General features: G+C 59.0%; 18 protein-coding genes. 4 read left to right on the top strand and 14 right to left on the bottom strand.

The genetic code is table 11. The features are described 5' to 3' along the window. Positions 1 to 434: 434 nt before the first annotated feature. The 4 genes from ACWR1S_RS20840 to ACWR1S_RS20825 all read right to left on the bottom strand — a co-directional run bounded on the left by ACWR1S_RS20840 (position 435) and on the right by ACWR1S_RS20825 (position 3957). Positions 435 to 896 carry a hypothetical protein gene (locus ACWR1S_RS20840; protein ID WP_454564803.1) on the bottom strand — a complete coding sequence of 154 codons (462 nt, stop codon included), beginning with the start codon at positions 894 to 896 and terminating at the stop codon, positions 435 to 437. A 338-nt stretch (positions 897 to 1234) separates the two neighbouring features. Next, positions 1235 to 1609: a DUF6124 family protein gene (locus tag ACWR1S_RS20835; protein WP_454564802.1), complete on the bottom strand. Its 375-nt coding sequence runs from the start codon at positions 1607 to 1609 to the stop codon at positions 1235 to 1237. Positions 1610 to 2213: 604 nt separating this feature from the next. Then, on the bottom strand, positions 2214 to 2588 hold the full coding sequence (locus tag ACWR1S_RS20830; protein ID WP_454564801.1) for a DUF6124 family protein: 375 nt from the start codon (positions 2586 to 2588) through the stop codon (positions 2214 to 2216). 400 nt (positions 2589 to 2988) lie between these two features. Then, a complete protein-coding gene (locus ACWR1S_RS20825) occupies positions 2989 to 3957 on the bottom strand; it encodes a LysR family transcriptional regulator (protein WP_102900633.1) in 969 nt (322 codons plus the stop codon). Between the two features lie 276 nt (positions 3958 to 4233). Between ACWR1S_RS20825 and ACWR1S_RS20820 the strand changes: the two genes are divergently transcribed. From ACWR1S_RS20820 to ACWR1S_RS20805, 4 genes are all read left to right on the top strand, one after another. Next, on the top strand, positions 4234 to 5733 hold the full coding sequence (locus tag ACWR1S_RS20820) for an efflux transporter outer membrane subunit (protein WP_454564800.1): 1500 nt from the start codon (positions 4234 to 4236) through the stop codon (positions 5731 to 5733). 141 nt (positions 5734 to 5874) lie between these two features. Further along, positions 5875 to 8067 (top strand): FUSC family protein, encoded by a 2193-nt coding sequence (locus ACWR1S_RS20815; protein WP_454564799.1) that lies wholly within the window; start codon positions 5875 to 5877, stop codon positions 8065 to 8067. Continuing rightward, positions 8057 to 8257 carry a DUF1656 domain-containing protein gene (locus tag ACWR1S_RS20810; protein ID WP_015096751.1) on the top strand — a complete coding sequence of 67 codons (201 nt, stop codon included), beginning with the start codon at positions 8057 to 8059 and terminating at the stop codon, positions 8255 to 8257. The genes ACWR1S_RS20815 and ACWR1S_RS20810 overlap by 11 nt, the downstream gene beginning before the upstream one ends. A gap of 10 nt (positions 8258 to 8267) precedes the next feature. Continuing rightward, positions 8268 to 9134, top strand: a complete 867-nt coding sequence (locus ACWR1S_RS20805; RefSeq protein WP_123594989.1) for an efflux RND transporter periplasmic adaptor subunit — start codon at positions 8268 to 8270, stop codon at positions 9132 to 9134. A 98-nt stretch (positions 9135 to 9232) separates the two neighbouring features. Here ACWR1S_RS20805 and ACWR1S_RS20800 read toward each other — a convergent pair whose 3' ends face one another. From ACWR1S_RS20800 to algG, 10 genes are all read right to left on the bottom strand, one after another. Further along, positions 9233 to 10228: a sel1 repeat family protein gene (locus ACWR1S_RS20800; RefSeq protein ID WP_454564798.1), complete on the bottom strand. Its 996-nt coding sequence runs from the start codon at positions 10226 to 10228 to the stop codon at positions 9233 to 9235. Positions 10229 to 10465: 237 nt separating this feature from the next. Continuing rightward, complete coding sequence (locus ACWR1S_RS20795; protein WP_454564797.1) at positions 10466 to 11290, bottom strand: SDR family oxidoreductase; 825 nt, start codon at positions 11288 to 11290, stop codon at positions 10466 to 10468. Positions 11291 to 11327: 37 nt separating this feature from the next. Next, a complete protein-coding gene (locus tag ACWR1S_RS20790; RefSeq protein WP_123451836.1) occupies positions 11328 to 11792 on the bottom strand; it encodes a multidrug transporter in 465 nt (154 codons plus the stop codon). A gap of 267 nt (positions 11793 to 12059) precedes the next feature. Beyond that, on the bottom strand, positions 12060 to 13511 hold the full coding sequence (locus ACWR1S_RS20785) for a mannose-1-phosphate guanylyltransferase/mannose-6-phosphate isomerase (protein WP_077571209.1): 1452 nt from the start codon (positions 13509 to 13511) through the stop codon (positions 12060 to 12062). 215 nt (positions 13512 to 13726) lie between these two features. Next, on the bottom strand, positions 13727 to 14383 hold the full coding sequence (locus ACWR1S_RS20780) for an alginate O-acetyltransferase AlgF (protein ID WP_454564796.1): 657 nt from the start codon (positions 14381 to 14383) through the stop codon (positions 13727 to 13729). A gap of 14 nt (positions 14384 to 14397) precedes the next feature. Next, positions 14398 to 15573, bottom strand: a complete 1176-nt coding sequence (locus ACWR1S_RS20775) for an alginate O-acetyltransferase (RefSeq protein ID WP_454564795.1) — start codon at positions 15571 to 15573, stop codon at positions 14398 to 14400. A gap of 10 nt (positions 15574 to 15583) precedes the next feature. Beyond that, positions 15584 to 17149 carry an MBOAT family O-acyltransferase gene (locus tag ACWR1S_RS20770; protein ID WP_105705580.1) on the bottom strand — a complete coding sequence of 522 codons (1566 nt, stop codon included), beginning with the start codon at positions 17147 to 17149 and terminating at the stop codon, positions 15584 to 15586. A 187-nt stretch (positions 17150 to 17336) separates the two neighbouring features. Beyond that, positions 17337 to 18461, bottom strand: coding sequence for a mannuronate-specific alginate lyase (locus ACWR1S_RS20765; RefSeq protein WP_454564794.1), 1125 nt, complete (start codon positions 18459 to 18461; stop codon positions 17337 to 17339). Positions 18462 to 18469: 8 nt separating this feature from the next. Continuing rightward, positions 18470 to 19930, bottom strand: a complete 1461-nt coding sequence (locus tag ACWR1S_RS20760; protein WP_454564793.1) for an alginate O-acetyltransferase — start codon at positions 19928 to 19930, stop codon at positions 18470 to 18472. A 10-nt stretch (positions 19931 to 19940) separates the two neighbouring features. Further along, positions 19941 to 21527: a mannuronan 5-epimerase AlgG gene (gene algG, locus ACWR1S_RS20755; RefSeq protein WP_454564792.1), complete on the bottom strand. Its 1587-nt coding sequence runs from the start codon at positions 21525 to 21527 to the stop codon at positions 19941 to 19943. Positions 21528 to 21535 lie beyond the last annotated feature (8 nt).

Raw genomic sequence — 21535 nt, 5'->3', positions numbered from 1 at the left:
CCGTGGATCAAGATCAAGAGCAGGCGAGCTGACACTCGGCCTATTGAGTGGTGAAAAGCGTGGGGTGTTCGGCGTTTGATTTGTGTTCAACGCGGTATCGCACGTCGGCGTATCTCTCCCAAACACCTCGGTCAGTCCCCTCTCCCTCTGGGAGAGGGTTAGGGAGAGGGTTAGGGTGAGGGGCTTTTGATCTGTTTCAGAATCTGAGTTCAACGCGGTATCCCACGTCGGCGTAGCCGGCCCAAACACCACGGTTGATCCCCTCTCCCTTTGGGAGAGGGTTAGGGTGAGGGGCTTTTAGTTGTGTGCCGGGGATTGGGGGATTTCGTGGTTATCCAGCATGCGATTCACCACCAATTTGGCAAGCAACTTCAGCTGATACCCGCTCGTGCCTGCACTTGAGTCAGACTTTGCAATCTGAGTGGCCAGTGCCTTCACCCCTCGATAATCTCAAGGCCTTGGACATCAATATGGCCGTCATGTATCTGGTGCTTCTTATTGTTATTGTCGAAGTCCTTAAAGGTGAAGTTGAAAGTGGCTTTGAAAAGCCCCTTGTCAATGTCGAACTCGATGACTTCAATTGAGCCTTCATCTTTAATGCTGGTATAGCCTTTTGTATGGTTATGTTCTGTGTACGAAAAGCTAAACGGGCAAGGAAATCTCTCCGTGAAGAAATGTTTCCCTTTTTCGATGTTTGCATCAAATATCAAGTAAATTGAAAATGAGGTGCTCGTGGATTTTTGATAAATTGCCTTTAATGCCACCAACTCTCCATCACTCACAAAGATGCTGGGTTTTCCTTCAAATTGGTTGGTGAAGTAATCTTTGATTCTGGCGCTCACAACGCCGGTCCCTGACTCGTTACGTCCTTCAAATGTATCTTTTGTAATGGTCATGTCTTGTTCCTTTAATTTAAGGGGACTACACCGACATTGTTCGCTTGAAGCAGATAAAAAGGTACTGTCAGATCTGACAGGTTTGCTATGTCATTTGGCTATATTGGGTGTGTCAATCATAACGCTTCGGACTTGATTGATTCCGTCAAAGTTGAATTTTCGTCCGCCGGTGGAACACGCATTTCAGACGTTCACCGCAGCCCTCCCCGATGAGAAAGAGGCGACTTACAGGGTTTTCTAGATCTGAGTTCGACTCGGTATTTCACGTCGGCGTAACTCTCCCAAACACCACGGTCAGTCCCCTCTCCCTCCGGGAGAGGGTTAGGGTGAGGGGCTTTTCAGCTATGTGCCGGGGATTGCGCGATTTCGTGGTTATCCAGTACGCGATTCACTGCCAGTTCGGCAAGCATGATGATCTGCTGAATCGCCAGAATCGTGCGCCGTTGAGGAAGGTCGATGTAGGCGGCGATGTCGCTGGTCATCAGGCTGGCTTGGGCTAGTGATTCGCAGGCGTGGACCAGCAGGCTTTCGCTGTCCTGTTCCGGGGCGACCTGGAACATGGTGCTGGGTTTGTGGAAGCGCAGGGTGAGTGCGTTGGGTTTTAGGTAGTGGTCGAGGGCGCGTTCGGCGGCTTCGTGGAATTTCTTTGAGCCGGGGAATTCGTAGGGGGTGGTGTCGTCGGTTTCAGGTGGATTAGGCGTTGGTTTGAACATTGTGAAACTCCATTCGGGATGTGGAGTTCGTCACGTACTGCGACCAAGCAGTAGGGTGGCGAACTGTACGCGGGTTGGTCGACCAGGGAATGGAAACCCGGCAGGGCCAAAGCCCTCCCACGCACAGTTCGCCATTAAGCAAGCTTGAAAAAGTGCGCCATTCTAAACCCGGACGACCAAGTCCGGTCGCTGATTCGTCAGCGACACTCAAATCCTAGCCACCGCACTTCCGACGGACAACCGTCAAAACCTGTCGGAAACATCCGCAGATTCCTGGTTTTCGTAGGAGTTGTCGTAGGAGTGGATTGCTTGATTTTTAAACGGGAAGTCCGGCGACCGCAGGCTCTGGCTGATCTGCGCGAAGATGATTTTACGTTTAAGGTTTGGCCATGGCAGCAGTCGACGGTGAAAGGTGAAGACACGCGCTCGGCTTTTGTTTTGCGGTGAATTTACCCCTCACCCCAGCCCTCTCCCCTAGGAGAGGGAGCCGATTTTCGGGCCTTTCAGAACCTGAGTTCGACTCGGTATTTCACGTCGGCGTAACTCTGCCAAACACCACAGTCAGTCCCCTCTCCCTCCGGGAGAGGGTTAGGGTGAGGGGCTTTTAGCTGTGTGCCGGAGGTTGCGGGATTTCGTGGTTATCCAGCACCCGATTCACCGCCAGTTCAGCAAGCATGATGATCTGCTGAATCGCCAGAATCGTGCGTCGTTGCGGCAGGTCGATGTAGGCGGCGATGTCGCTGGTCATCAGGCTGGCTTGGGCTAGTGATTCGCAGGCGTGGACCAGCAGGCTTTCGCTGTCCTGTTCCGGGGCGACCTGGAACATGGTGCTGGGTTTGTGGAAGCGCAGGGTGAGTGCGTTGGGTTTTAGGTAGTGGTCGAGGGCGCGTTCGGCGGCTTCGTGGAATTTCTTTGAGCCGGGGAATTCGTAGGGGGTGGTGTCGTCGGTTTCAGGTGGATTAGGCGTTGGTTTGAACATAGGAAACATACTCGTGGCAAGTTGAGTTGAAGCTGCCACTTTTCGTTTTCCAGGCGAAAGGGTGGCAGCTGTGCGCGGACTGGAAAAACCGGTCAACTCACCAAAACCGGCAGGCCCAAGGGCCTCCCGCGCGCAGCCGCCATAACATTGCGAGCTAAAAAGCGCCGCAGTATGCCATGAGCTTTGGTAGTTGAAATCGGGTTTTCCAGACCCGGTCGCTGAAGCATCAGCGACACCCAAATCCTAGCCACCGCACTTCCGACGAACAACCGTCAAAACCTGTCGGAAACATCCGCGAAATCCCCGTTTTTGTAGGCCCTGCGGTAGGCTGCGATTAAACATCAAGATCAAAAGATCGCAGCCTGCGGCAGCTCCTACGGGGTTCTTGGTGTGTTGAAAATCAGTTGGCAACACGCACGCCAGCGAGGCTGCCGCTTAATTCGTAAGCGGCCAATTCGGCCTGGTGCGCCGCGAGAATCTCCGGCAACGACCCGCGCAAATACTCGACCCACGTCTTGATCTTCGCATCCAGATATTGCCGCGACGGGTAGATCGCATACAGGTTCAGCTCTTGCGAGCGGTAGTTCGGCATGACCCGCACCAGCGTGCCGTTGCGCAAGCCTTCGATCGCCGCATACACCGGCAACACGCCTACGCCCATGCCACTGGTGATCGCGGTTTTCATCGCGTCGGCGGAGTTCACCAGAAACGGCGAGCTGTTGATGGTGACCATTTCCTGGCCTTCCGGGCCGTCGAAGGCCCATTTTTCCAGGGGGATCACCGGGCTGACCAGGCGCAGGCAGGCGTGGTTGAGCAGGTCGCTGGGCTTTTGCGCGGCGCCGTTGGCTTTCACGTAGGCGGGTGAGGCGCAGACGATGCTGTAGGTGATGCCCAGCCGTTGCGAAACAAAACCCGAATCCGGCAGTTCGCTGGCCAGCACGATGGACACGTCGTAGCCCTCGTCGAGCAGGTCCGGCACGCGGTTGGCCAGGGTCAGGTCGAAGGTTACGTCGGGGTGCGTCTTGCGGTAGCGGGCGATGGCGTCGATGACGAAGTGCTGGCCGATGCCGGTCATCGTGTGCACTTTCAATTGCCCGGCCGGGCGCGCGTGGGCGTCGCTGGCTTCGGCTTCGGCTTCTTCAACGTAGGCCAGAATCTGTTCGCAGCGCAGCAGGTAGCGTTTGCCCGCTTCGGTGAGGGCGATGCGCCGAGTGGTGCGGTTGAGCAAGCGGGTTTGCAGGTGGGCTTCCAGGTTGGAGACCGCGCGCGAGACGTTGGCGGTGGTGGTGTCGAGTTGCACGGCGGCGGCGGTGAAGCTGCCGGCTTCGGCCACGCAACTGAAGGCGCGCATGTTTTGCAAAGTGTCCATGGGGTGCTCTCAAGGGAGATGGCAAATTGTGACACGAAGTTTCGGGGGCTGAGACCCCAGACTTAAGGATTATCTCGTTAACCGTAACAAAGATTCACAGAAATCCCAGCTTATCGCCGTACAGGGCCTTCCCTAGAATTGCCCCGATCCCTGTAGGAGCTGCCGAAGGCTGCGATCTTTTGATTTTGGTTTAAGGGAATCAAGATCAAAAGATCGCAGCCTGCGGCAGCGCCTACACGGGTCCTCGATCTACCCCTCTCTCAGGAATTCGCAGCTGTGCCGCGTCGCATCAACAGAGCGCTTTTGCCGCTCAGTGTTCTGGCTTTTACTCTGGGTCTCAGCGGCTGCATCTCAACGGACGGAATTGCTCCACAGGGCAAGGCGTTGGAGGCCAATTCACTGGCCACCGACGACGCCATCGCCCACGCCGCCCGTGACGCCAATTGGCCTACTGCACAATGGTGGCAAGCCTACGGCGACCCGCAACTCAATCGCTGGATCGACCTCGCCGTGCAAGGCAGCCCGACCATGGCCATGGCCGCCGCGCGAGTGCGTCAGGCGAAAGCCATGGCCGGTGTCGCCGAGGCGGCCGAGTCGTTGCAGATCAATGGCGAGTCGACCCTCAAACGCCACAACTGGCCGACCGATCAGTTCTACGGCCCCGGCGAGCTGGCCAACACCACCACCTGGGACAACAACGCCGCGCTGGGTTTCAGCTACGCCCTCGACCTCTGGGGCCGAGAAAGCAATGCCAGTGAGCGGGCGGTGGATCTGGCGCACATGAGCGCCGCCGAGGCGCGACTGGCGCAGCTGGAATTGCAGAACAACATCGTTCGCGCCTACATCGAACTGTCGCTGCATTACGCGCAACGCGACATCGTCGCGGCGACGCTCAAACAGCAACAGCAGATTCTCGATCTGGCGCAGAAGCGTTTGAATGGCGGCATTGGTACGCACTTCGAAGTCAGTCAGGCGCAAACGCCGTTGCCGGAAACCCATCGGCAAATCGATGCGCTGGATGAGGAGATTGCCCTCAGTCGCAATCAACTTGCAGCGCTGGCGGGTAAAGGGCCAGGGGAAGGTGCGCAGTTGCAGCGTCCGACTCTGTCGCTCGGTGCAGCGTTGAAACTGCCGTCGGCATTGCCCGCCGAACTGCTCGGCCAGCGGCCGGACGTGGTCGCCAGTCGCTGGCAAGTGGCGGCGCAGGCGCGTGGCATCGATGTGGCGCATGCCGGGTTTTACCCCAACGTCGATCTGGTCGGCAGCCTCGGCTACATGGCTACCGGCGGTGGTGCGCTGGAGTTTTTGACCGGCAAGAAACTCAACTACAACGTCGGCCCGGCGATCTCGCTGCCGATCTTCGACGGAGGGCGGTTGCGCGCCGAATTGGGTGAGGCGTCGGCCGGTTACGACATCGCTGTGGCGCATTACAACCAGACGCTGGTGAATGCGCTGAAGAATATCTCCGATCAACTGATTCGCCGCGAGTCCATGGACAAGCAGCAAGGCTTCGCCGCCGAGTCGGTGGCCACGGCGCAGAAGACTTACGACATCGCGATGATCGCTTATCAACGCGGCCTCACCGATTACCTCAATGTGCTCAATGCGCAGACGTTGCTGTTCAAGCAGCAGCAGGTGCAGCAGCAGGTGCAGGCGGCGCGGTTGAGTGCGCATGCCGAGTTGGTAACTGCGCTGGGCGGTGGCCTCGGTGCCGGCGACGACGTCCCGACTGCCGAGAAAACCCAAGCGCCGAAAACCCCGACACTCCTGCATTGAACACACAACCCATTGTAGGAGTGAGCCTGCTCGCGATAGCGGTGTTTCAGTCGACAGAAATGTTGAATGTGAAATGGCTATCGCGAGCAGGCTCACTCCTACAGGGACCGCGTTTTACCTGAATATTCTTGAGTACATTGAATGACTCCCTTGCCCGCACCTCTGCGCTGGCTCTACTCCCTGGAATGGCGCCGGGGTTTCTTCGACTGGGCGCGCAGCGATGGCGTGACCTGGGTCTACATCTTCAAGGTGTTGCTCGCCGCGTTCCTCACCCTGTGGCTGGCCATGCGCCTGGAACTGCCGCAACCGCGCACGGCCATGATTACCGTGTTTATCGTCATGCAGCCGCAGAGCGGCCAGGTGTTCGCCAAGAGTTTCTATCGCTTCCTCGGCACGCTGGCCGGGTCGGCGATGATGGTCACGCTGATCGCCTTGTTCGCGCAAAACACCGAGCTGTTTCTCGGCTCATTGGCGATCTGGGTCGGTATCTGCTCGGCGGGTGCCGCACGTTGCCGTAACTTCCGTGCGTACGGTTTTGTCCTCGCGGGTTACACCGCCGCGATGGTCGGCTTGCCAGCGCTGGCGCATCCGGACGGCGCGTTTATGGCCGCCGTGTGGCGAGTGCTGGAAATCTCGTTGGGGATTCTCTGTTCTACGCTGATCAGCGCCGCAATCTTGCCGCAAACCGCCAGTGCCGCCATGCGCAACGCCTTGTATCAGCGCTTCGGTGTGTTCGCTTTATTCGTCACCGATGGCCTGCGCGGGCGCAGCAAAGCCGAGTCTTTCGAGGCGAGCAACGTGCGCTTCATTGCTGAAGCCGTGGGCCTCGAAGGCCTGCGCAGCGTGACCGTGTTCGAAGACCCGCACATGCGTCGGCGCAACGGTCGCCTGAGCCGCTTGAACAGCGAGTTCATGGGCATCACCACGCGCTTCAATGCCCTGCATCAGTTGCTTGAACGTCTGCGCGGCAATGGCGAAGAACACGTCGTCGCGGCGATCAGACCCGGTCTGCAGGATCTCGCCGAAGTGCTCGACGGTTTCAGCGGCCGCGCCCTGACCAGCCCCGATGCCGCCCGCTTGGCGACGGCATTGGCGACCTACAAGGAAGGCCTGCCGGCACGCGTTCGAACCTTGCGCGCAATCTTTCAGGACACCGATCCGAGCGAAGCCGAGCAACTGGATTTCCACACCGCGTACGAATTGCTCTATCGCTTCGTCGATGACCTGCACGGTTATGCACAGACCCACGCCTCATTGGCCGATCACCGCCACGAACGCGAGCGCTGGGATGAACCGTTCACCCCGCAAACCAACTGGTGGGCCGCCGCTGCATCGGGCATTCGTGCCTCGTTCATTCTGCTTGTGCTGGGCAGTTATTGGGTTGCCACCGCTTGGCCAAGTGGCGCGACGATGACGCTGATTGCCGCCGCCACCGTGGGCCTCTCCGCCGCCACGCCGAACCCCAAACGCATGGCGTTCCAGATGGCGTGTGGAACGTTCCTCGGGGCTCTTATCGGCTTCGTCGAGATGTTTTTCATCTTCCCGTGGATCGACGGTTTCCCGCTGCTGTGCGTGATGCTCGCACCGGTGATCGTGCTCGGCTCGTTCCTCACGTCAAGGCCGCAATACGCCGGGGTCGGCCTCGGTCTGCTGATCTTCTTCAGCACCGGTTCGGTGCCGGACAACCTGACCATTTACAACCCGTATACCTTTATCAACGACTACATCGCCATGGTCATGGGCATGCTGGTGTGTGCCGCTGCAGGTGCGATTATTTTGCCGCCGAACAGTCGCTGGTTATGGAAGCGTCTGGAGCAGGATCTGCGCGGCCAAGTGGTCTACGCGATCAGCGGCAAACTGAAAGGCCTGGCCTCCAGCTTCGAGAGTCGCACCCGCGATTTGCTGCATCAGGCTTACGGTCTCGCGGCCGGGCAACCGAAGGTGCAAAAGAACCTGCTGCGCTGGATGTTCGTGGTGCTGGAAGTCGGCCACGCGATCATCGAGCTGCGCAAGGAACAGGCGATCCTCCCGGTGCACCCGGCCTACGCCGAATCGCAGCCGTGGCGCCAGGCTATCCGTGTGATGGGCCGCGCGCTGGTGCGCCTGTTTCTGCAACCGAACTCCAGCAATCTCGAACGCGCACTGGTCGCGGTCGACCATGCGATCAGCCGTGTCGCGGCCACTGATGAGCCGTTCGCGCCACACTTCGATACCTCGGCGTTGCGTCGGGTGAAGAGCTATCTGCACTTCATCCGCACTTCGCTGCTCGACCCGCAATCACCGCTCGCTGCCTACGCCGTTGCCAAGCCCGAAGGACTTGCCCATGCCTCGTGAAATCGCCTTCCACGGCGTGTACATGCCGACCATGACCCTGATGTTTTTCATTGCTGCGGCGCTGGCCTGGGCGCTGGACCGGTTTTTGTCCGGGTTCGACCTGTACCGTTTTTTCTGGCACCCGGCGCTGCTGCGTCTGAGTCTGTTTACCTGTCTGTTCGGCGCCATGGCGCTGACTGTCTACCGTTGAGAACGATCTGATGAAAAAGTTTTTCAGCCTGCTCGCGACCCTGCTGGTGCTGGCCCTGGCGCTGTGGATCGGCCGCACGTTGTGGGAGCATTACATGAACACACCATGGACCCGCGACGGTCGGGTTCGCGCCGACATCATCAACGTCGCCGCCGACGTCACCGGCGAAGTGATCGATGTGCCGGTGCGCGACAATCAACTGGTGAAGAAGGGTGATCTGCTCATGCAGATCGACCCTGAGCATTACCGCATCGCAGTGAAACAGGCGCAGTCGCTGGTCGCCTCGCGTAAGTCGACGTGGGAGATGCGCAAGGTCAACGCCCATCGCCGCGCCGATCTGGACAACCTGGTGATCTCCAAGGAAAACCGCGACGACGCCAGCAACATCGCCGACGCCGCGCTGGCCGATTACCAACACGCGCAGGCGCAACTGGAAGCCGCCGAACTCAACCTGAAACGCACTGAAGTGCGCGCGGCGGTCGACGGTTATGTGACCAACCTCAATGTGCATCGCGGTGACTACGCGCGCATCGGCGAGGCGAAAATGGCCGTGGTCGACATGAACTCGTTCTGGGTTTACGGCTTCTTTGAAGAAACCAAACTGCCGCACGTGAAAGTCGGCGATAAGGCCGACATGCAGTTGATGAGCGGCGAAGTGCTCAAGGGGCATGTGGAAAGTATTTCTCGCGGCATCTATGACCGCGACAACCCGGAAAGCCGCGAGTTGATCGCCGATGTGAACCCGACGTTCAACTGGGTGCGGTTGGCCCAGCGAGTGCCGGTGCGGATTCACATTGATGAAGTGCCGGAGGGTGTTTTGTTGGCGGCAGGGATTACTTGTACGGTCGTGGTAAAGCAGAGCGCTGTGGATAACTGATGGACCGAGTTGTCTGCATCGCGAGCAGGCTCACTCCTACACTGGATCTGTGTCACGCAGAAGATCCACTGTAGGAGCGAGCCTGCTCGCGATCGGGGTTATCGGTAGAACGTTTTGACCACCCGCAGTCCGGACTCGATGGTCTCATCGACGGTTAGTCGTTTGTCTTCAATGAGGGTGACAATCCGCTGGTCATTGGCAATGTTTGCGTCAGATTTTTTCAACTGAGCGGCGCGATTGATCACGATGTAGATCAATACATGATCACGGTTCCTGATGAATGGCAGGTCCATTGCATCGCCGATCGACTGACTCATGTAGGCATAACGTTCGGCGGACGTCAGTCCCTTGAAGGTATCCGGATAATCCTGATAGATCTGGGCGGAGTAGCGGGCGACGTCCTCTGCCCGTTCTTCGGCGTCCAAGGCAGCCTTGCTGGCGACCTGGGGGACGAGCTCGTTGTAGCGTTTGTCGGCCTCGGCAATTTGTGCCGCAGACATCCGGGTTTTGAGTGTGGCACCGATGCGGGCGTCCTCTGCGTCGGTGAGGAATTTGCTCCACGCGTATGCTTCGGCCAGATTGCCCTGTTCTTCGTACTGCTTGATCAGTTGCTTCCGGGCATCGGGATAACCGTGTTGCGAGGAGCGCAGCAGCCAACGCATGGCAAGTGCGGCATCTTTCTTCGCCCCGAGAGTGCCGGAACTGTACATATCGTACATGCCGTACTCCGCGCACCAGTCATTTTGCTTAGCCGCATAACCTGTGTAGTTGAAGACCAGGTCTTTGTTTTTGCTCAGGTCGCCGGACTGCATCACCATTCTGGACAGGTAGCAAAACGCCCGAGGGTGTTTCGGCGCTGCCATGACCAGGCAAGTTTGGGCGACATCGCGTGATCCGTCTTCGAACATCAGCAAACCTGTGCCAAACAGAATGTCGCTGTCCATCTGCGGATTGCAGTATTCGTTTGCGGTGACGGCTGGCAAGAGCGCTTGTGCGGTCAATTTCGGCAGCGTGTCGTTGAGGGGCACTTCTTGAGTCGAACAGCCCGCCAGCCATGCGAGCAATGCCACAGGCAATACGTTGAGAACTTTCAAAAGTTGGTCCTGATCTGAAGTGAAGCGAACGCAGGGCGGCGTCAGGCAGGCAAACAAAGCAGCGACGTTTCCGCAAAGAAAGGCCGGGGGAGGGGGATATCAGTGTTCAGCAATTCCCTTGCTTCGGTGCGTGCGCCAGCGATTCCATACGCTATCCGGTTCACTTGAAGCATTGGCTGCTTCAAGTGCGGCGCATTCTACTTTGATCGGTCGATTTGGCAATTTCATCCAGTTAAATCAGAGCCGCCCACGCAAACCGAAGCGCTTCATCAACGTCGATTCCAGCAAGCCCTTGGGCAACAACGTCGCCAACAACGGCAACGCGCGGCTGCCATTTCCGATGCGGATCAAGCGTGGCGGTTTGCTCTGCTGCACAGCCTTGAGCAACTCAGCGGCAAACTCGCTGGCCGGCGTCGGCTTGTCTTGCGACGCCTTGGCCCGCGCACGAATGCCCTCACGCAGCGGAAACCACGGCGACTGCTCGTTGATCAATTGCTCGGCCTCGTGCCCGGCGTTTTTGGCAAAACTCGATTGAATCGCCCCCGGCTGCACTTCCATCACGCGAATGCCGAAAGGTGCCAACTCCATGCGCAGCGCATCGCTCAAGGCATGCACCGCTGCTTTCGAGGCGCAGTAAGCACCGGCAAACGGTGTGACCAACACGCCGGAAACACTGCCGATGTTCACCACCAATCCTTTGCTCCGGCGCAGTACCGGAAACAATGCGCGCGTAACGCCGACAATCGAAAACACATTGGTTTCGAACTGGCGCTGCATGGCCGCCACACCGCCATCGAGCAGCGGCCCCATGGCGCCGTAACCCGCATTGTTGATCAGCACATCGAGACCGCCGTGTTGTTGGTTGATCCGCTCGCCAAGTTGCTCCAGCGCTGCGCTGTCATTGACGTCGAGTTGCACGGCGGTGAACCCGGCAGACGCCAGCAACGCGACATCTTCAGCCTTGCGCGCACTGGCCCAGACTTCGAAACCGGCGGCTTTGAACGCATCGGCGAGGGCGCGGCCGATGCCGCTGGAACAACCGGTAATCAACGCAACGGGCATGGCGCATTCCTTGTGCAAAAGAGTGGGGAAGGGAGGATCAGTCGGAGAAACTGCCCTGCAATCGCTCGGCGCGAAATTCCAGGGTTTGTGGGCGATATCCGGGGCGCAGGGGCGGCATCGGCAGGCAGTCTTCCCAGTCGCCGCCGGCCTGCAATTCGCCGGGACCGCGATAGCGCGGGGCGGTGTATTGGTTGTCGGCCAGATTGACCGTGTCGCCGGGCGCGTAGGCAGCAATGCGCCAGCGCAGTTCGGTCAGGGGCACGTCGTTGCCGTTTTTCATTTTCAGTTGCAGCGGGCGATCTGCCGGGCATTGTTCCGGGGCGTAAGCGATACGCATCTCAAGACGCGCCAGTTGCTTGATCTCGCGGTTGTCCAGCCACACCACCCACATGGCCACAAAACCCAGGCCAATCGCTGCCGCCACCGAAACCGGCAAGGCCTTGGCCGGATAGCGCAACAGCAGGATCAACCAGGTGATGACCAGCAGAATGCCGATAAACATGTCGCACAACCTCGAGGAGAGAGAGGGGCATCCTACCTAAGCGTAGGTGAGGTTGGCGATGGGCATCGGGACTTGAGGTGTTTGATAGGGCCTCTTCGCGAGCAGGCTCGCTCCCACAGGGGAATGCATTTCAAATGTGGGAGCGAGCCTGCTCGCGAAGGGGCCAGTTCAGACGACACAGAGCTCGAGCAAAAAAAGCCCCCGCCCAACCCGCTGCGGATAGGGGACGCAGTGGGCTGGACGGGGGCTTCTTGTTTTTTCGATCAGTTATTGCGCGATGGTCTTCACCGACACGCCACGTTCGATCGGAGTGGAGCGCCCGTAGATATCTTCGAAGCGCTCGATATCGTCCTCACCCAAGTACGAACCGGACTGAACTTCGATGATTTCCAGCGGGATTTTGCCCGGGTTGCGCAGGCGATGCACCGAGGCGATTGGGATGTAGGTCGACTGGTTTTCGCAGAGCAGGAACACGTTTTCGTCGCAGGTCACTTCGGCAGTGCCGCTGACCACGATCCAGTGCTCGGCGCGGTGGTGGTGCATCTGCAGCGACAGGCACGCGCCCGGTTTCACCGAGATGTGCTTGACCTGGAAACGCCCGCCCATGTCCACCGAGTCATACGAGCCCCACGGACGATAGACTTCGCAATGGTTCTGGGTTTCGCTGCGGCCCTGCTCGTTGAGCGTGTTGACCATCTGCTTGACGCCCTGAACCTTGTCTTTGTGGGCGATCATCATGGCGTCTTTGGTTTCGACCACCACAATGTTTTCCAGACCGATCACCGACACCAGTTTGCCGTTGCCGTGGATCATGCAGTTCTTGCTGTCCTGGATGACCACATCGCCCTTGGTGACGTTGCCGTTGGCGTCTTTCTCGTTGACTTCCCACAGCGACGACCAGCAACCGACATCGCTCCAGCCAGCGGTCAACGGCACGACGCAGGCGCGCTGGGTTTTTTCCATGACGGAGTAGTCGATGGAGTTGTCCGGGCAGCAGGCGAAGGTGGCTTCGTCGAAGGTGATGGTGTCGGCGTCCTGCTGGCTGCGTTCGAGGGTCAGCAGGCAGGTGTCGTAGATGTCCGGGTCGTGCTTTTTCAGTTCTTCGAGGAAGCGGCTGGCGCGGAACAGGAACATGCCGCTGTTCCAGTAGTAACCGCCGGATTCTACGTATTCGGTGGCACGTTTGACGTCGGGTTTTTCGACGAAGTGCGAAACGCGGCTGACGCCTTCCGGCAGCAGCGAATCGCCGGTGGATTTGATGTAGCCGTAACCGGTTTCCGGTTTGGTCGCGGGTACGCCGAACAGCACCATTTCGCCGTTTTCGGCAGCGACGGTGGCGAGGGCGAGGGCGCGTTGCAGGGCTTTCTGGTCTTCGAGGACGTGGTCAGCCGGCAGCACCAGCATCAGTTCGTCACGGCCTTCATTGACCAGCATCATCGCGGTCAGCGCCACGGCCGGCGCGGTGTTGCGGCCGAACGGTTCCATGAGGATGCGCTGGCATTCCAGATTGCGGTTGCTCAACTGCTCGTTGACGATGAAGCGGTGATCCTTGTTGCAGACCACGATCGGGGTGTCCATGCCTTCGAACACCAGGCGCTCGAGGGTCTGCTGGAACAGGGTATGTTCGCCGGTCAGGGCGAGAAATTGCTTAGGGAACTGCTTACGCGAAAGCGGCCAAAGACGTGAACCGCTACCACCTGACAAGATCACCGGAATCATATTGTTTACTCCATAAAATCGATTGGTTAGAGGCACGAACGCTGTGTCGTTTCACTCTTGTTTTTGTCTCGTACCCAAACTGACAACCCGATCCCCTGTAGGAGTGAGCCTGCTCGCGATTGCGGTGGGTCAATCAACACATTCTTTGAATGTGAAACCGATATCGCGAGCAGGCTCACTCCTACATGGGGAAAAGCGTCAGTTCGGGAAATTTGTTAGCGAGTCGATACCGGACGTTTCACCCAGACTGGCGACAGGCTGCTGCCGCTGCCGGTGACGTACAGCACTGCTGCTTCACCGCGTTCCAGAGCGACCGGCTTCACGTCGCCGACTTTCTTGTCACCTTCGTACAGCGCCAGGCTGACTTTCACCGGGTTGATTTCACGTTCGCCACGGCCCTTGGCGGCCACGTTCGGCACCACGTCGGTCTTGCCGTCGGCGGTCTTCAGGGTCAGCGGTTTGTCGCTGAGGTTCTGCACGCGCACCAGGGATTTCTGCTTGTTCTTGAACGGCGGCTCTTCAATCAGTTGCGGCGCGCCGGAAGCGTTGTTGACTAGGGTGTAGTAGTGGTCACCGGCGAGTTTCACCGGCAGGGTCTGACTGCCGACCTTGGCGCTGTAATCACCGCCCGGCATGAAGCTGAAATCGCTGCTGGCCAGTGGCGCAACGTCGCTCAGGTTGGTGCTGCCGACCGTCGCGCTGATTTCAGCGTTGCTGGCGTTGTAGACACGCACAAAGGTCGAACCTTTCGGTGCGGTCGGGCCGTAGAGCGCGGCGTCGCCACCGGCGAAAGCTTGAACCGACAGCACGCTCAAACCTGCAACCAGTGCAATGCGTTTTGCGAGACGACGAGGAGTAGTTGTGAAAGTCATGGTGTACCTCTCTTTCAGTTTTGCGCCCGATCGGGCGTCTCGGATTTAGTGTTGATTGCTACGTTTTGTTGGCGCGCGCCGGCTTGTTTAAGCTCTGCGACCCACTGCGGGTCGGCGTCGCCGATTTCGTTGTTCACAGGCAGATAACGTTCAGGAAACTCCCAGATCAGCACCTGTGGCGGGCTGTTCTTGAAGTCTTCGCTTTTCAGGTAGCTGAGCATCGGCAGGATCGGGCCGTGGCCGTCTTCGGCGTAGCTCACCACGTCGCTGTGCAGCGCTTGTTTCAGCGCACCGACGAAGTTCCAGTTGGGGTTGGCGCTGTAGCTGGTGCCGACCAGTGCCACCGGCACTTCATTGCTGGCAAACAGTGCGTCGTCACTGGCAGGCTGATCGCCGGCCGCGACGGTGTTGCGCTTTTGCAATGGTTCTTGCGCCGGCATCAGGTTTTCAAACAGCGGATCGAGCGGCAGGAACAAGCGCAGATCGCCCTTGTGCGTGACCTTCTCCGCTGGCGTGGTGACGAAGCGCTGCGGCTCGCCGCTGAGCGGGAACTTGTCGGCGATGGTTTTCGCCAGGGTGTTCGCCGCGATCTCCGCGCCTTCCGGCGTCCAGTGCGTATCGGTGCGCAGGAACACTTGCTGACCGTTCTGCTTGGCCTGTTGGAAAGGCTTGAGCAGGTCAGGGGCGAGGATCTTGTCGGCGGCTACACGAGCATGGAAATCCTGATAGAGATTTTCGTGGATGCTCGCCGGTTTCACTTCACCCAGATGCTCCGGGTACAGACGAACCTTGGCCGGCACGATCGCCATCACCAGTTTCACGCCTTTCGCTTTCAGGGTCTGGCGCACGCCTTCGACCAGCGCGTAGTTGCCTTGCAGGTTCAGCTCTTCGTTGACGATCGGGTTGAATTCCTCATCGCTGTACAACCACTGATCGCGACCGAGCACCACGCCCGGACGACCTTCGTTGAACAGTTTGAAATCCAGCGCGGCCCAGAGGTTGGTGCCCAGACGCTTGATCGGGAATTCATCGTCGTAATGGGTTTCCACAGCCTTGGTCCAGCGGCCGTTGAGTACCGTCGCATCGGCATTGGTGCTGAAGCCGAAGAAGCTGCGAACCGACCACAGACCGAGGACCAACAGCGTCACCAGGAACAGGGCGATGTAGAAGATGCGTAATGAGCGGGTCATGTCAGATCCCTCAGAACTGGAAGTAAAGGAACGGCGAGAAGCTTTGCGCCGAGAGTTTGAGAATCGAAGCGATGAACAGCAGCAGGATCAGGCCGCGCATCACGTAGCGTGACCAGTCCGCGCTCCAGTAGGCCGGTTGCACCTGGGCTTCGACGCCGACGGTGTAGCCAGGCTCGTGGATGCTCGCCGGGTTTTCGCCTGGGGCTGCTTTGATCATCCCCGGGGTCGCGGTGGCAGGGCCGTTGGCCTCGACGTTGACTTCAGGTTTGGTTTTGGCCGGCGGCTGGTTGGTGTACAGATCGCGCAGACCGAAGAACGCCAATGTCACGTATGCCACCACGAGGGTTGCCACTTGCAGGCCGGTGAGGCTGGCCTGATTGAGTTCCGACAGCGACCATTCACCGAAGCTGAACATCGCGCCGTACATGCGCCCGGCAACGTGCAGGTTCTCCGCGCGGAAGATCACCCAGCCCATCACCACGAGCAGGAAGGTCAGCGCCCAGCGGATCGGGTTGAGGCTGCGCGGCGAAGTGTTCAGGCCCAGCGCTTTTTCAATTGCCAGCCACATGCCGTGCCAGGCGCCCCAGACGATGTAGGTGATGTTCGCGCCGTGCCACAGACCACCGAGGAGCATGGTCAGGAACAGGTTGCGATAGGTCATCAGCGTGCCTTTACGGTTACCGCCGAGGGTGATGTACAGATAATCGCGTAGCCAGGTCGACAGGCTGATGTGCCAGCGACGCCAGAACTCGGTGATCGACTGGCTGATGTACGGCTGTTTGAAGTTTTCCATGAAGCGGAAACCCATCATCAAGCCCAGACCAATCGCCATGTCGCTGTAACCGGAGAAGTCGAAATACAGCTGCGCGGTGTACGCCAGCGCGCCGAGCCAAGCATCGCCGGTGGTCGGGTTTTGCAGGGCGAAACAATGGTCAGCGACCACCGCGAGGGTGTCAGCGATGAAGACCTTTTTGATGAAACCCTGCATGAACCGCGTGCAGCCCTCGGAGAACTTGTCGAGGGTGTGCGTGCGGTTGTTGAACTGGTCGGCGAGGTCGCGGAAACGCAGAACCGGGCCGGCAATCAAGTGCGGGAAGATCGCCACGAACGCGGCGAAGTCGATCAGGTTGCGTGTGGCCGGGGTGTCGCCGCGATACACGTCGATGATGTAGCTGATCGATTCGAAAATGTAGAACGAGATCCCGATCGGCAGCAGCACGTGGGTGAGGATGAACGGCTCAAGACCGACTGACGTCATCATCGCGTTGATGCTGTCGACGCCGAAGTTGGCGTACTTGAAGTAGCCGAGAATGCACAGGTCCACCGCGACGCCGAGCAACAGCCAGCGCTGCGCCGGTTTGGTCCGCACGCCGGCGGCACCGACTTTGAGGCCGATCCAGTAGTTCCACAGCGTGACGGCGGCGAACAGCGCGAGGAAGTCCACACGCCACCAGGCATAGAACACGTAGCTGGCGATCAGCAGCAGCAGGTTGCGATAGCGTTGCCCGCTCAAGTAGTACAAGCCGAGAAAGATCGGCAAGAACAGAAACAGGAACACGTTGGATGAAAATACCATCCCGATCTCTCCATGTTTGAACCAACAGTCAAGGGCCAAAGCCCCCCCAAACCCCCCGTGGTAGTGGAGGGGTGTGATCGTTCCCACGCTCTGCGTGGGAATGCCTCTTGTGACGCTCTGCGTCACGCTTTGGGACGCAGAGCGTCCCGTGCTGCATTCCCACGCAGAGCGTGGGAACGATCAGCGACTAACTGCCTTTGTTGCCCTTTTCATGGGACGGGTCGTAGACCTTGGTCAGGTCGCCGCCGAGGCGGAAGGTCTTGAACGGCTGCATGCCGCGCTTCTTCTCGATGACATCCGGCGCACAGGTGTAGAGGGTGCAGAACGGTTCGAGCCAGGCGAATTTCATGTCCTCTTTCAAGTCGGTCATGTCCTGCTCTTTGCCGTTCTTCTTCTCGAATTCATCCGGGTCTTTCACCCCCGACAACACCCGATCACCCAGACGCTTCAGCGCACCGTTGTTTTCCTGACGCAAATCGACTCCGTTGACCTGAGCGAAACTGGCGATCATCGCCAGCGGCGGCAGGGCGTAGTTGTGATAGGCGAGGGCGCGTTGCTGGCGCTTGAGTTCGTTCGGCAGGTAACCGTCGGCATCGACTTGATTGGCGCCGACCTTGTATTCCTTCACCGCCCAGTCAAACAGGTCGCGGCGGTTGGTCGCGACCGACGTCGCCATCACCGACCATGCAGCCCAGTAGGAGTGGTTGTTGGTTTTTTCCAGCGGCAGGTTGTCCCAGTCGCTGACCACCTGATCGGCCATTTTGCTGAACCACGCCTCGATCAACTGCGCTTCCTGCTGATGCTGGGCCAGCGGGTGCGAGTCGGAGAACTTCAGGCGAATGTACGAAGAGGCCATGCTGCCCAGCGCCCATTTGCGCATCGACTTGCCGGTGTGGTTGAAGTCTTTCGACATCAGTGCATCCGCCCGAGCCCAAGTAGCCAGCCAGTTCAGCGTGCAATCGAGCTGCTCCGGGCGACCGTCGCGCATGAACTGCATCACCCGTTTGGCGGTGCCGCGTTCCAGCGTGGTGATGTCTTTGGTGGTGTCGCGAAAGGCTTTTTCCGACTGCACGTTCAGTGTTGCGCGGGCCTTGTCCGAACCTTCGTATTTGCTGCGAAATTGCAGCGGCCCGGTGTACGGCGTCGGCATCGCATCGCAGCCTTCGCTTTTGTCACCGGTCTTGAATTTATCCACAGGCGCAAAATAGCCCTGAGGTGGACGCAGTGGCGCGGCGGCCTGCGCGGTGCCGGCGAAGATTGCCAGCCCGAGCAGCGTCGGCGCTAAAAGAGTTTTCAGTTTCGAGTTTCGCATAGCAGACCTCATTGCCCGACCTGAGCGGTTTGTTGCCCAGCGCCCGGGAATACGTTGCGTTTGCAGATTTTCGCTTCGACTTTCTGTGGCGCGGTGCCCGCTTCCGGGCCCTGGACTTCGACCGCCAGCAGGTTTTGCGAGGCCCAGTCTTCGTCCGTGCGCAGCTCAAAGGCGAAACGACCGTCGGTGTCGGAGGTTTCCGGTTTCTCGATCTTGATGTCCTCGTGGCGACCGTTCATGTACCAGAGGGTGGCTTGCAGGGTTTTCACCGAAGGGTCGGCGAAGCGGATGTCGACCTGATGGTTGCTGTTTTGCAGGTTCAGGTTCTTGCTGTTGACCAGCAGTTCTTGTTTGCCGCCCGGCTTGAGCGTGGTGCTCGCGGACATCTGTGCGTCTTTGCCTTCGCAGCCGTTGTCGAGCAGGGACATCATCTGGCGATAGATGGTCTCCTGATCGAGGCGATACAGCGGCGAGAATTCCCAGATGAGAATTTTCGGCGGGGTCTTCTGGAATTCGTCGCTGCCGAGGTACTGCAGCATCGAACCTTCCAGACCACCGCCGGGGAAGGCGACGTTGAGAATGTCGGCGCCGATGGCCTCTTCGAGGAAACCGGCGAAGTTGTAGTTCTTGCCGCTGTGCGAAGTACCGACCAGAGTGATTTGCGGATTGCCGGAATCGCCGAACAGGTCGCCGTCACCGGCCTCGCCCTTAGGCTCGGTGGTGAACTGATCCATGTACTGGATCGCGTAACTGGTGCCGCAGAGTTGCCCGGCCATGTTGTGCAGGGTGCCGGTCTTGCCCATGCGCCCGGAGCGTTTGGTTTCGAATTCACGCTTGGGTACGTCGGCGAAGGCCGGGATCTGCTTGACCTTCTCGGCGACGATTTTCGCCGTGCGCTGTGCACCGTATGGCGTCCAGTGTTGGTCGCCGCGGAAGTAGAAATCGTGGGCGGGCAGGGTGTCGGGCAGCGATTCGTTGGTCAGCGGCGACAGATCCGGCACGACGTAACCCATCTTGGCGAAACGCCCGAGCATCGTCTTGTAGTTGCCCAGCGCTTTCTCGTAATCGAACGCGGCTTTTTCCTGCGGGTTGAGCTTGTTGCGGTTCACCAGGCCACGGGTTGGCTGGTAAACAATCACCAGCTCGACGCCTTTGGCCTTGAACGCATCGTGCAGTTGTTGCAGGCGTTTGTAGCCAGCCGGGGTGGTGTTGAACTCGGTGCGCAAATCTTCCTGAGTCCGGAACAGCCAGTCGCCTTGTGCCTGCACCAGCGTGGTGAAGTTCTGCTGATAACGCGTGGTGTAGTTCTTCGCGTCATGCGCTGCCGGGCACAGGTTGCAGCACGGTTCGGCGCTGAACTTTGGCGGCGTCGCGGCGGCGCCTTCATCGGCGCGGGCGCCGTTGCTGGCCGCGAGAATGCCCACGGTCAGGGCCGACAGGCTGAGTAATTTGATCAGGTGTGGGTGCATAAAATTATCCTCAGTCCCGCATTTCGGTCTGGCGTTCGACAGGGTCGATCAGCACGGCTTTCTGCTGGCGCACCAGCAGGTCGAGAATTTCATCCTGGCGCTCGCCGAGGATGCCGTTGAAGCTGATGCCGCTGGATTTGGTCGGCGCCAGCATCGACACGCGATACAGCTCGACACTCAACGGTGAATCGATCGACAGCGGGCCGCTGCCATTGGCCGCCAGCTCACCGCCGACGACGATCAGCGACACCTGCGCATCGAACGGGTCGAGCTTGATGTCACGGTCGGTGTCGGTGAGGTCTTTGATGTGGCCGTAGACACCGGTCAGGCCGTTGGCCATGGCGACGTTTTCGTAGAGGCGGATGTTCACGCTGTTACGAATGCGGATGCCGTGACGCTTGTTACTGATGACCTTGTTGCCCCACAGCAGGTTGTCGGCGGACTCGTAGAGGGTGATGCCGTCGGTGTGGTTCTTGTAGATCTCGTTGTAGGCAATGATGTTGTTGACGCTGTTACGGTCGATCACCAGGCCCGAGAGGTGGTTGTCGAAGCTCTTGTTGTTGAAGATGAAGCTGTCGTTGACCTCACGGGAAATAATGATCCCGTGCTTCTTCTTCGTGCCGTACACAGTGTTCTCGGCAATGATCAGGCCGTGGGAACGGTCGTGCGGGTCGATGCCGTAAACGATGTTGTCTTTGTAGGTGTTGCCCTTGACCACGAAGTCGCGGGTCTCGTAGCAGTAGAAGCCGTACCACATGTCGGAGAACTCGGAGCCGACGATCCAGCCGGTCGGTTCAGGACGCTTGAGCACCTTGGCCATGTTCGGCGTGTACTGGGAAATACTCACGCCGTAGGACTTACTGTTGGCGTAACCGAAGCTGGCCATTTTGCTGTTGACGATGTAGGTCTCGGTGCCGCCCCAGGCGAGCAGGAACGGACGGAATTCCTTCGGCGAACGGAAAGTCGCCGGGCCGTTTTCCTTTTCGCGCCATCCGGTGATCTTGGTGTCACGCACGAACAACTGACCGTCGTTGACCAGGAACGAGCCGGCCTCTTGCGACAGGCGCAATTCCTGGGTCTGGCCGTCGATTTCGAGGATGCCTTTACGGCCCACCACGATCGGCAGCTTCGACAGGTACACGCCCGGCGAGGTCTCGCTGAAGTACTGCTTGGGCAGTTTCTGCGCCAGATCCTTGAGGTTCATGTAACCGTCGTCGACGAAGATTGCCTGCGGAATGCCGTGCTGACGCACCACCCATTCGGCCATCTTGTTGTCGCCGCCGATGAAGTCCTTCAGCGCGTCTTCCTGCATCATCCGGCGCACGCTGATCTTGCCCGGTTTGCTGCGGACGATCTTCGCGGCGGCGGCTTCGGCGGTGAAGCCGGAAAGGTCAGGCAGTTTTGGCTTGGCCAGTTGCAGCGCCTCGGTCGGTGCGCTGCTGACGGTGTAGGTCTTGGCTTGTTGCAGCTCTTTGGCGGTGGTCACCGGTTTGCCCTGTTGAGGCACAGCCGGTTCTACCGTGGCGAAGGCGCCAGCGGAGGCCAGCAGCATGGCGCCGGCCAACAGGCTGAGCGAGCCTTTCCTTGCATGGTGCATGTCGGGCA

Source organism: Pseudomonas sp. AIG (assembly GCF_977020205.1).
This window is presented reverse-complemented; position numbering and strand designations above follow the sequence as displayed.

What these genes read in the sequence shown, in the direction of transcription:
- ACWR1S_RS20785 (WP_077571209.1), bottom strand. Translation starts at nt 13,511, where the DNA reads ATGATTCCGGTGATCTTGTCAGGTGGTAGCGGTTCACGTCTTTGGCCG.
- ACWR1S_RS20795 (WP_454564797.1), bottom strand. Translation starts at nt 11,290, where the DNA reads ATGCCCGTTGCGTTGATTACCGGTTGTTCCAGCGGCATCGGCCGCGCC.
- ACWR1S_RS20825 (WP_102900633.1), bottom strand. Translation starts at nt 3,957, where the DNA reads ATGGACACTTTGCAAAACATGCGCGCCTTCAGTTGCGTGGCCGAAGCC.
- algG (WP_454564792.1), bottom strand. Translation starts at nt 21,527, where the DNA reads ATGCACCATGCAAGGAAAGGCTCGCTCAGCCTGTTGGCCGGCGCCATG.
- ACWR1S_RS20770 (WP_105705580.1), bottom strand. Translation starts at nt 17,149, where the DNA reads ATGGTATTTTCATCCAACGTGTTCCTGTTTCTGTTCTTGCCGATCTTT.
- ACWR1S_RS20790 (WP_123451836.1), bottom strand. Translation starts at nt 11,792, where the DNA reads ATGTTTATCGGCATTCTGCTGGTCATCACCTGGTTGATCCTGCTGTTG.
- ACWR1S_RS20830 (WP_454564801.1), bottom strand. Translation starts at nt 2,588, where the DNA reads ATGTTCAAACCAACGCCTAATCCACCTGAAACCGACGACACCACCCCC.
- ACWR1S_RS20810 (WP_015096751.1), top strand. Translation starts at nt 8,057, where the DNA reads ATGCCTCGTGAAATCGCCTTCCACGGCGTGTACATGCCGACCATGACC.
- ACWR1S_RS20805 (WP_123594989.1), top strand. Translation starts at nt 8,268, where the DNA reads ATGAAAAAGTTTTTCAGCCTGCTCGCGACCCTGCTGGTGCTGGCCCTG.
- ACWR1S_RS20765 (WP_454564794.1), bottom strand. Translation starts at nt 18,461, where the DNA reads ATGCGAAACTCGAAACTGAAAACTCTTTTAGCGCCGACGCTGCTCGGG.
- ACWR1S_RS20835 (WP_454564802.1), bottom strand. Translation starts at nt 1,609, where the DNA reads ATGTTCAAACCAACGCCTAATCCACCTGAAACCGACGACACCACCCCC.
- ACWR1S_RS20840 (WP_454564803.1), bottom strand. Translation starts at nt 896, where the DNA reads ATGACCATTACAAAAGATACATTTGAAGGACGTAACGAGTCAGGGACC.
- ACWR1S_RS20760 (WP_454564793.1), bottom strand. Translation starts at nt 19,930, where the DNA reads ATGCACCCACACCTGATCAAATTACTCAGCCTGTCGGCCCTGACCGTG.
- ACWR1S_RS20780 (WP_454564796.1), bottom strand. Translation starts at nt 14,383, where the DNA reads ATGACTTTCACAACTACTCCTCGTCGTCTCGCAAAACGCATTGCACTG.
- ACWR1S_RS20775 (WP_454564795.1), bottom strand. Translation starts at nt 15,573, where the DNA reads ATGACCCGCTCATTACGCATCTTCTACATCGCCCTGTTCCTGGTGACG.
- ACWR1S_RS20815 (WP_454564799.1), top strand. Translation starts at nt 5,875, where the DNA reads ATGACTCCCTTGCCCGCACCTCTGCGCTGGCTCTACTCCCTGGAATGG.